This window comes from Afipia broomeae ATCC 49717, from assembly GCF_000314675.2.
In the GTDB taxonomy this organism is placed as follows: domain Bacteria; phylum Pseudomonadota; class Alphaproteobacteria; order Rhizobiales; family Xanthobacteraceae; genus Afipia; species Afipia broomeae.
In genome coordinates this window covers 1,469,961-1,479,263 of sequence record NZ_KB375282.1, presented here as the reverse complement: position 1 = coordinate 1,479,263, position 9,303 = coordinate 1,469,961, and the positions used below count along the sequence as shown (strand labels likewise).

At 58.2% G+C, this 9,303-nt stretch carries 5 protein-coding genes; 2 read left to right on the top strand and 3 right to left on the bottom strand.

What is annotated here, in order from left to right:
- Positions 1-4,583: T1SS-143 repeat domain-containing protein (locus HMPREF9695_RS06835; RefSeq protein WP_006020093.1), on the bottom strand; the 4,583-nt coding region annotated here is incomplete at its 3' end.
- Positions 4,584-4,681: 98 nt separating this feature from the next.
- On the opposite strand from HMPREF9695_RS06835, the gene HMPREF9695_RS25660 reads away from it, so the two are divergent.
- Positions 4,682-5,823, top strand: a protein-coding gene (locus HMPREF9695_RS25660; protein ID WP_085947356.1) for an IS3 family transposase whose coding sequence is annotated in 2 segments (ribosomal slippage) — positions 4,682-4,946 and positions 4,946-5,823 — 1,143 coding nt in all. Because the reading frame shifts where the segments join, the coding sequence is not laid out codon by codon here.
- Positions 5,824-6,161: 338 nt separating this feature from the next.
- Positions 6,162-6,542: a hypothetical protein gene (locus HMPREF9695_RS06820; RefSeq protein WP_006020092.1), complete on the top strand. Its 381-nt coding sequence runs from the start codon at positions 6,162-6,164 to the stop codon at positions 6,540-6,542.
- Between the two features lie 585 nt (positions 6,543-7,127).
- On the opposite strand, the gene HMPREF9695_RS06815 is transcribed toward HMPREF9695_RS06820, so the two are convergent.
- Together HMPREF9695_RS06815 and HMPREF9695_RS06810 are read right to left on the bottom strand one after the other, a co-directional pair.
- Positions 7,128-8,534, bottom strand: a complete 1,407-nt coding sequence (locus HMPREF9695_RS06815; protein WP_006020091.1) for an amidase family protein — start codon at positions 8,532-8,534, stop codon at positions 7,128-7,130.
- Between the two features lie 67 nt (positions 8,535-8,601).
- Complete coding sequence (locus tag HMPREF9695_RS06810; RefSeq protein WP_006020090.1) at positions 8,602-9,303, bottom strand: cyclase family protein; 702 nt, start codon at positions 9,301-9,303, stop codon at positions 8,602-8,604.

The following is a 9,303-nucleotide window of genomic DNA, read 5'->3' as shown; positions in this document are numbered from 1 at the left end:
AGCGTGCCGTAGGTGCCGGTGAAGCTGCCGGTCGTGGTCACGGTCTTGCCGCCGTCCGCACCTGCAACGTCGTTGCTCAGCACGCCGGAAGCCGCGACCGTCACGCTCGCCGCATCCTCGCCGATGTTGCCGGTGTCGTTCTTGGCTTGCGGAACGTCGTCCTTGATATCGATCGCCAGGGCCGCATTCGACGTCGTATTGCTGCCGTCCGTCACCGTGATCGTGAAGTTGTCAGCACTCGCATCAATGTTCTGACCGACCTCAGGAGAAGGATCGTGATAAGGCGCGGTCAGCGTGTAGTTATAGCTATAGGTGACCGTGTTGCCGTTGATCACCGGATTGGCGCTGATGACCAGCGTTCCGTAGGTGCCGTGAACAGTTGCGCCGGAGCCGTTGAGGGCTACCGTCAAAGGTCCGGACGAGTCGACACCCGTGATCGTCACGGTCTTGATGTCGCCCGCGCCGTCCGTATCGGTCAGCGTGAATGTGCCATGCGTCACTTCGCTCGGCGCGTTCGCATTCGAACCAACGTTCGGAAGTCCCGCCTCGTCCACAAGGTTGTGGCCGGTGGCAACGTTGGTTTCGCCTGTCGTCGGCGTTACCGTTATCGTCGGCGGGGTGTTCTGGTGAATATGCACATTGATGGTGCCGGAGACACCGTCACCGTCGCCATCGGTCAGGTTGGCCGTGAAGGCCAAATCCGCATCTGCTGAGCCTGAGGTCGTTCCGACTGTGACGCTGTCGAGATCGATCTTGGTCTTGCTGCTGGTGCTGATGGCATCGAATTCAACATCAACAATCGTCGCGCCAACTGGCGCGGTGATCGTCAGACCGTGAGCTGAGGTCGCCGAATAATTACTGACGACCAGACTCGTGTTGTCCGAGAAGTGAACAATATAGTTGAGCGTCGTATCCTTGAAGAAGCTGAATGTCGCAACCGTCGGGTCTGACTGGTTGAAATCGAACTTCAACCAATCACCCGGATTGAAATTATTGCTGTGAAGCCCAAAGCCCTGGGCGGAACCGTTCACGTCATCGCTACCCGTCACTGTCGCGACGACATTTCCGCCATTGCTGGCAGTCGTCACGTCAATCGACGGTGCCGGAGCGTTTGAGTGGAACAGATTGGCGATGACCTGAGACGTCGAGGCCGATAGATCGAGAGCCTTGTACTGAGTGAAAGTATAACCCTGCTCGCCGTCGGTCACTTCGAGCACGAACACCTGGTTTGTTGCCCCGGGCGGCGTGCTGCCCGTGACGATAGCGCCGGTATAGGCGATCAGAGTCGAGCCATCTTCGCTCACCCAGTAATGAACGTCCTGGCCACCGGACTTCATGCCAGCGGGCGGTGCATTTCCGGCAAGATTGGCGCCGCCAGCACCGTCCGCACCGGGATTGAAATCAATGGCTCCGGCGTGAACGACGTTGTAGTTATCGACCGTGATCTGCTGGATGCCGTTTAGTTCCGGACTATCGTCATCGACTTTCACGCTCAGCGTACCGGTCGCTTGATCGTTGTCGCCGTCCGTCACCTGATAGTTGAAGTTCAGCGTCAGTTCGTCTTCGTAGCTAAGCTCCGGACCATTGTTCTTGAGATCGGGATCGGTGAACGGATGAGCGAGCGGCGCATCGAGCGTGACGGTGTAGTGGCCGGACGAATCCACCTCGATGGTGAAAACAGTCACGGTCTTCGTGCCATTCCCATCCGGAACGGTCATGGTACCCGTAAACGTGCCGCCCTTGGTGAAATCACCGGCCGCGCCGCCCACGCCGGCGTTCACGCCAGCCGCCCACGTCGTGGTCACCTCGTAGGCCTTGCCCACGCCCGTGGTCGGATCGACATAGATTGCGAACAACGCGACGGCGGTGTCGCCGTTGCTGTTTTTCGCTGAGAATCCCGTGATCGCAATCGACTTCAGACCGTCCGCACCGGCGGAGAAGTTCAGGTCTCCGCTGGCCGTATAGTAGTTGTTTCCGGTCAGATCGCCGGGGCCGCCGTCGATTCCATTTGGCTGAGCCTCATCGTCCAGTGTCGCCGCTGTCGTTGGACCGCGCACTACCGGAACGTCATCATCGACGCCAACAAAGAATGAGCCGCTCACGGCATCGCCGTCGGAATCGGTGGCGGTGTAATTGAAAGACAGGCCGATATCGTTCTCGTTAGCGCCAGGCGCGTGATCCAACTTGTCGAGCAGGACAAAGCGGAACTGTCCGGTCCCCTCGTCGCTCAACGAGACTTCGAACACAGTGCGCGCGTTGTCGCCTGTTCCGGCAACGCCCATGAGCACGGTATGGTCAGCATTCAAAACGAAGGTGACCAGGTCGCCGTGTGAATACAGCGCGGATACGCCCGTCACGGCTACGTTGGCGTTCGTGAAGGTGACGCTGCGGTCACCAACGCCGTCCGGATGGTCCTGAACGAAGGAGTTGAACGTTCCCGAGAAACCGTCAACGCCGCTATCGTTGTCGTCAGCACCCCACTTAATATTGAGGTTACCGGTCGCAGTTGCTTCGTTGTTGTCCTGTCCGACACCCTCGGTGTTCGGAACAACATTGTCGCCTGGCTGGCTGTCGTGATTGCCGTAGGCCAGTGGCCCGGTCAGGCCGTCTTCGTCAACGGTGATGGCGGGGATAAGGCTGACGTTATCGAGATATGCGCCGAGCTGGTTGGGCTGGCCGCTGCCCTGGAAGGCAACGGTATTGGAGCCAGCCTGCGCTGTGACAAGAACGGAAACGTGCTGCCAACCATCAGCCTGCGTTGAGGAATCGATGGTGTGAACAACGACACCGTTCCAGTATACCTTGAGGCTGCTGCTGTCGGGATTTCCGTCATTGGGACGCGGCGAGTACCAGAACGACAATTCATAGCTGTCGCCGGCAGCCAGCGGCGTTGAGATCGTCTGCTGAATCGTCGCATTGAGCTGCGAGGTCGGATTGTTAAGCGGGTCGGAATCCAGTTCGACCTTGGCGATGCCGTCCTGCGGCAACAAATCGCCGATATTGCCCTGCTGGATCTCGAACGGAACGTTATCGGGACCCGAGGTCCAGTGATTGATTGCCTCGAAGGTGTTGAATCCGGGATTTCCAACCGGACCATGGTCCTCGAAGCTTCCATTCAGAATGAGATTGGCATTCTGATAGGGGTTGGTGAGGTACGGAACGTCGTCGGTGATCCGCAGCGTCAGGAATGACGTGGCCGTATCATCATCGCCGTCAGTAGCAATGAAGCCGAACTTGAGGTTTAGCGTGTTCTGACCATTGCCCGCCGGATGATCGAGCGCGCCGGTGAGTTCGAACGAGAATGTGCCGCCATTGCCCGCATCCGGATCAAGAGTCAGCGTGAAAATCTGGTTTGCCGGGGCAATCGCGCCCTTGTACGCGATCAGCGTTTGGCCACCATCAACATTGGTCTGGATGTCGTAAACCAGCGGGACGCCGCCCGACGTGAGTGCGGGTTGCGGAACGCCATTGCCATCGGTGATGGCAATCGTCGGATGATGTGAATCCGTTGCAGCAAATGTCAGCGCCTTCGGGCCATCGGCCCCCCAGGTCACGCCGAGCGGCTTCCCATTCAGTTGCGTGTAGTCGTTTGTGTCCGCCGGGTTATCCAAGGCGTCGTTGCCAATCGGAGTCGCATGACCCGCGGCCGGAAGTACGTCCTCGTCAATTGTCCAGTCGCGGAGCGAGCTGTTTTCAAGCGGATTGATCGAAGGACCGTCGTCTTCAAAGCGAACAGCGCTGGAAATATCTGCCGAAGACGTAGCGTGATCGCCGTCACCATCGGTCAACGTCACCGTAGCAAGCAAGGTGTTGGCGTTCAGGTAAACGCCATCGTCGTTCTGACCGGCAATCGGATGATGCAGCGAAACATATTGAGCGATAGATAGAATCCCGGTGTTGGGATCGATGCTCAACGCGAAGGCTGCCGTGTCATAGCTGCCGTTGTTGTCGGAATCGTAGCGGCCGACAACCAGCTTGCCTTCCAGATAAAGGTGGATGGCCTTGCCTTCGGTAGTCGTCAGACCCGAATCGACGCCTGCTGACGATACGCTAAGGCCGATTACACGCGGATCTACGGCGGCAGGACCATCGGTCCCATAGTCAGCGACGCCCGTCGTGACGACGGGATCTTTACCTTGCGCATATTGCGGCTGATCCATGTCGGGATCGACGCCGACCGGGCCAACGTTCGTAACGGTTGAGAACAGAGCGCCAAGACCTGTGGTGTCGTCACTGTCAGCGTCGACCCCCTTGGTCTCGTCAATGATGATGACATCGGAAAGCTTGACGTTGGCGAGGAATGTACCGGTGTTGTCACCGGCCTCACCGATCTCCTTGAACGTCAGTTGATTGTTCGCTCCGGCAGCGGTGACGTCGACCGAGATCGTCTGCATGACACCCGAAGTCGGAACGAATACTCCGACCGACTGGCCGTTCCAGAAAACCTCGAGCTTCGCGCTATTCGCGATGCCTGGATCGTTCGCAGCGCCGATCTCGAACGTGAGATGATACAGGGCGCCCGGAGTAAGCGTCAGATCCTGGGTGATTTGAACGTTGCCCGGCGTAGCTTCCATGTCGACCATAACACTGTTGGTCGGACTGTCCGCGCCACGGTAGCCTGATCTGCCCCCTTTGAAGTGGTCCTCCCTGAAGTATGATTTTCGGATGGAGGATAAGATCAATGGCAAGGAAGAGGCATACGGCTGAAGAGATCGTTGCGAAGCTGCGGCAGGTTGATGTGCTGATGGCACAGGGCCGGCAGGTAGCAGACGCAGTCCGAGCGATAGGCGTGACGGAAGTAACGTACTATCGATGGCGAAACGAGTACGGTGGCCTGAAGGGCGATCAGGTGAAGCGACTCAAAGAGCTGGAGACTGAGAACAATCGTCTCCGGCGAGCGGTGTCGGATCTGACGCTGGACAAGCTGATCCTGGCGGAGGCCGCAAAGGGAAACTTCTAAGCCCCTCCCGACGCCGTGCTTGCGTCGATCATGTAACAGCCGAGCTTGGCATCTCCGAGAGACGGGCGTGCCGGGCTTTGGGTCAACACCGATCGACGCAGCGCAAGACTCCAACGACACCCGATGACGAGGCGGCTTTGACTGCCGACATCATCGAGCTTGCCCGCCAATATGGCCGCTACGGATATCGCCGAATTACGGCGTTGCTTCGCAGAGCCGGCTGGATGGTGAACAAGAAGCGTGTTGAGCGGATCTGGCGATGCGAGGGGCTGAAGGTCCCCCTAAAACAACCTAAACGCGGGCGTCTCTGGTTCAACGACGGCTCATGCATCCGTCTGCGGCCGGAGCGACCCAACCATGTCTGGTCCTATGACTTCGTCGCCGACCGCACCCACGACGGCAAGGCGTTCCGGATGTTGTGCATCATCGACGAGTTCAGCCGTGAGAGCCTGGCCATCCGTGTCGCGCGGAAGCTCAAAGCAACTGACGTCATCGAAGCGCTCTGCGAGCTGTTCGTCTCGCGGGGCATCCCTGCGCACATACGTTCGGACAATGGCCCTGAGTTCGTCGCCGAGGCGCTGCGGGATTGGATCGCCACCGTCGGAGCCAGGACTGCTTACATCGAGCCGGGCAGTCCGTGGGAGAATGGCTATTGCGAGAGCTTCAACGGCAAGCTGCGCGATGAACTGCTCAACGGCGAAATCTTCTACACATTGAAGGAGGCCCAGATCGTGATCGAAAACTGGCGACGTCACTACAACACGGTGCGTCCACACTCATCGCTTGGATATCGACCACCGGCACCCGAAGCCATCGTCTGGCCAGCACCAAAGGAGGTAGTCAAAATGCAATCCCTAAACTAACATTCCGATCGGACCACTCAGTGGGGGCCGGTCAGTCGTCTGACCCGCAATGTTTGCCTGGGCAACCTGAAATGGTCCATTCATGACAAGACTCTCAAAATTACAGAAAATAAAAATACAAGCGTAATGGGCGCCTTAACGGTCTGTTAACTGCCATCCTCTCGTTCAAACCAGTGTGGGTCAAGGAACCGTTATGGTGAATCGAACGACGCCTCCGGGTGTGGTTAAATTGACACGCTCTGCAAAGGTCTGATGTACCCGCCAGATGGAGGGATTGACCGGACGGCTGACTCTTGCTTGGTTAAGTAATTGATTTTTGGATACTTTTGGGGGCCGCCATGCGGGCCAAATTACTCAATCTTTTCAAGGTGTCAGCCGTCGCCTGCACGGCGGTTGCTTTCAACACCGGCGCCAACTCGGCCGACCTCGGCCTCATGGTCTCGCGGGGTGTTAACGCGGGCAGCTGTTCCGAGATCGTATTGGTTTGCGAAAACGGCCGCCAATACCCGCTCTGCCCGATCGCGGTGAGCGTCGCGGGCGAGCTGGTTACTGCATCGCTTTATACCGCACCGCACCGCGCTACCTATGTCAGGCTGGTGCCGATGGGCGTCGGCTACAGATACGCTGGCAAGGGAATCTGGTTCGACGGATTGCGGGAGAACGCACTGCTGAATTTCGGTGACCGCAGCTCTGTCGCCTGCACCGTCTCACAATCTTGATTCGATTTTTTGAATAAAAAACGATCCCGCCGGATCGGCGGGCTCAAGCTCAAACACGCATATCATCTGAGTATAGAGCGTAGTTCTGCCGCACAACTCGCTGGGCCTCATCCCGGATACTGGCGCGAGCCGACGCTCTCGCCAGGACCGAGCCCAAATCCGGCTAACCTTCAGCCCTTTGCCCGCAAAGCTGTCCGGTAAGACGACCGCGGGTACATGTAGGCTTTCGGGTGAACATAGGCGGGACAATGGTCGTACCAGCTGTACTGCTGCCAATTCCATTTCCAGCATCCGGAGGCGATGCCCGGTTCGTAGCTATAGCCAATTCCTGGCCACCGAGGCTCATCACCAAAGGCATGAGCCCTATCAAGCGCAGCAATCGATACTAAAAAAGCACCAGCGGCCAAAATCCTGAATATCGAATTCATCATCACCACCATAATGTGCACTGAGAATACCTAAACGTGTCAAAGTCCGCGGGCTTAGGCAAGCGCAAGCTTCGCATTCTTGTCGCTCGTAAGGTGCGGCCGAACAGCGACGATACCTCACTGTGTTGCCTAGCCAAGCCTGATAAAACTGTTGAAGTCAGACTTCGAGCTGGCGCACGTTATATCCAATCGGCTGTGTGCGCTCGAAGGCAGCGGCTGCACGGACAACGTCGCCCTCGCAATAAGAACGCCCCACGATCTGCAATCCCACCGGCATGCCGTCCGGAGCGATGCCGGCGCAAACGGAGGCAGCGGGTTGGCCAGTGAGATTGAACGGATAGGTGTAGAAAACCCATGACACGAGATTTCGGTCTTCCAGACCGTCGGGAATGTTTTGCCCCGCGTTGAGTGATGTCACCGGAATGACCGGCGAGATGAGAATGTCATAGCGCTCGAAGAATGTATTGATCTTGTCGCGCAGCGCATAGCGGGCGAATACCTTGGTGTAGTAGTCACGCATATCCTGCGAGAGCGCGGGCTCAAGAACATCGGCTACAGCCGGATCGAGCAATTCGCGCTGGTTCTCCATGAACGAACGCAGACGGATGCCGACACCTGCATAAAATTCCGCTGTCCATAGATCGGCAGGATCAGTGTCGAAAACGTTCTCGACAAGCTCGACCGCGCAGCCGAGGTCCCTGAACGTGCTCGCCGCCCTGTCCGTGAGCTTCACGACTTCAGGATCCGGACGCGCATAGCCGAGCGTTGGACTATAAGCGATCCTGAGATCGGTTACCGATGCGAGCGCGGACCCGAGAACATCAGGGACAGGTCCTGCAACGCTGAACGGATCGCGCCTATCGAGACCCGCGATCACCGAAAATAGCAGCGCCGCATCCTGCACCGAGCGGGCCAGCGGTCCGACATGAGCAAGCGTCGGCGTCGCAGATGTCGGCCACACGGGCACCCGCCCGAACTGTCCCTTGATGCCTGCCAGTCCCGTGAACGCCGCAGGGATTCGGATCGATCCGCCACCGTCCGTGCCCAACGAGAAGGGTGTGATTCCAGCCGCGACAGATGCGGCTGCGCCGGCACTCGAACCGCCAGGTGTCTTATCGAGATTCCAGGGATTGCGGGTGATGCCGGTGAGCGGACTATCGCCGACCGGCTTGCAGCCGAATTCACTCGTCGTGGTCTTGCCTATCAGAATCGCACCGGCCGCTTTTGCGCGTTCAACTGCTGGCGCGTCCACCGCGGCGATGTTCGACTCCATCGTGCGCGAGCCGGAAGCGTAGCGCATTCCCTTGACTGCCATCAGATCCTTTGCGGAAAAGGGAATTCCGTGAAGGGCGCCTAGCGGCGCACCTTTCAGAACCGCATCTTCAGCAACACGCGCCGCTGCCAAGGCCTGCTCCGGCAGCAGAAGACAGAATGCATTGAGTGTCGGCTGCGTGGCTTCTGCTCTCTCCAGCGCTCGCCTTGTCACCTCCACAGGCGATATCTCTTTCGCCGCGACGCGCCGGCGCATCTCCATCGCGCTCATGTAGTCAAATTCATGCGACATGGATACATTCCCGGATTGAGACAAATCTCCGGGCGGCTACGACGGCCGCCCGGAGCTATTGCGCGGATCAGTCGTTCACGATCGCAAATGCGCGAACCGGGGAGCCCGAACCGCCCTTGAACTTCAGCGGCACACCGAAGAACTGAAACTCGCCCTTGCCCAGCAAGGACTCGAGGTTCACCAGCCACTCCCAGTGACTCATGCCGAGATCACGGCACAAGCGATGCTGAGCGAAAATATCGTCGGTCGGCTTGTCGGTCGACGGCCCCTCGACACCATGCATCTTCGACTTGCGCTCGTGCAGCCACTTGGTGGCCTCGACAGTCAGCAGCGGATTCTTCCAAACCGAATCAAGCTTCGGATAGTTGCGCCGGTGGAAGCCGGTGCAGAGCAGGACGATGTGGCCATCGACCTTCACGCCGGCCTTCTTCTCGGCTTCTTCCATATCCTTGGCGGTGATGTCGCCGAGGTCAGGAATATGCTGGAGATCGAAACAAACCGCCTTCCCCATGAACATTTCGAGCGGCATATCTGCGACAGCAGCGCCCTTCGGATTGACATGCAGGAAAGCATCGACATGGGTGCCGACGTGATCCAGCATCGAGATATGATTGGTCTGGAATGTCATCGCGTCGCCCGGTACGCCCAGGCCCGACGCCTTGGTGCTTTCATGGCTCAAATGGACGGTGATCACCGGCCTTTGAAACATCTTGTGGGCCGGCATGTTGTCTTCGATGAGAAGGCTGAGATCGATTACGCGTTGAGCCAT

Coding starts and splice junctions, on each gene's coding strand:
- HMPREF9695_RS06820 (WP_006020092.1), top strand. CDS start 6,162: ATGCGGGCCAAATTACTCAATCTTTTCAAGGTGTCAGCCGTCGCCTGC.
- HMPREF9695_RS06815 (WP_006020091.1), bottom strand. CDS start 8,534: ATGTCGCATGAATTTGACTACATGAGCGCGATGGAGATGCGCCGGCGC.
- HMPREF9695_RS06810 (WP_006020090.1), bottom strand. CDS start 9,303: ATGGCTCAACGCGTAATCGATCTCAGCCTTCTCATCGAAGACAACATG.